The organism is Sphingomonas sp. CCH9-F2 (genome assembly GCF_001556735.1).
Classification (GTDB): domain Bacteria; phylum Pseudomonadota; class Alphaproteobacteria; order Sphingomonadales; family Sphingomonadaceae; genus Sphingomonas; species Sphingomonas ginsenosidimutans.
Genome location: NZ_LSJO01000055.1, coordinates 1 through 418 on the forward strand (window position 1 = coordinate 1; position 418 = coordinate 418).

A 418-nucleotide genomic window follows, 5' to 3' on the forward strand; every position below is an offset into this window, starting at 1 on the left:
GCGTCGGAGCGGACGAGGGATTTGCCGCAGCCGTTCGATCCCGACAATGCGCTGCGCACGTTGGAGGCGGCGTTCCAGCATCCGATTAAGCTGATCGCCAATGCGCTGGGGGTGCCGCCGCAGGAGATGATCGACATGGGGCGGGCGCATGAGGTCCCGGTCGCGGCGCTGGCAGGGGCGAAGGAACATGCCCTGCGGCTGGCCGCGTCGGGGGTCGACATCATCGTGGCCCAAGGCACCGAGGCGGGCGGACATTGCGGCGAGGTGAGCACGCTGGTGCTGGTGCCGGAGACCATCAAGGCATTGGGAAGCGACCGGAATATCCCCGTCCTGGCGGCCGGCGGAATCATGACCGGCGAGCAGATGGCCGCGGCGATGGCGATGGGCGCGGCGGGCGCGTGGACCGGATCGGTGTGGC

General features: G+C 69.6%; 1 protein-coding gene. It reads left to right on the forward strand.

Annotation, left to right across the window (positions count from 1 at the left end; genetic code table 11):
* Window positions 1-21 precede the first annotated feature (21 nt).
* Window positions 22-418: nitronate monooxygenase (locus tag AX685_RS01515; protein WP_231738496.1), on the forward strand; the 397-nt coding region annotated here is incomplete at its 3' end.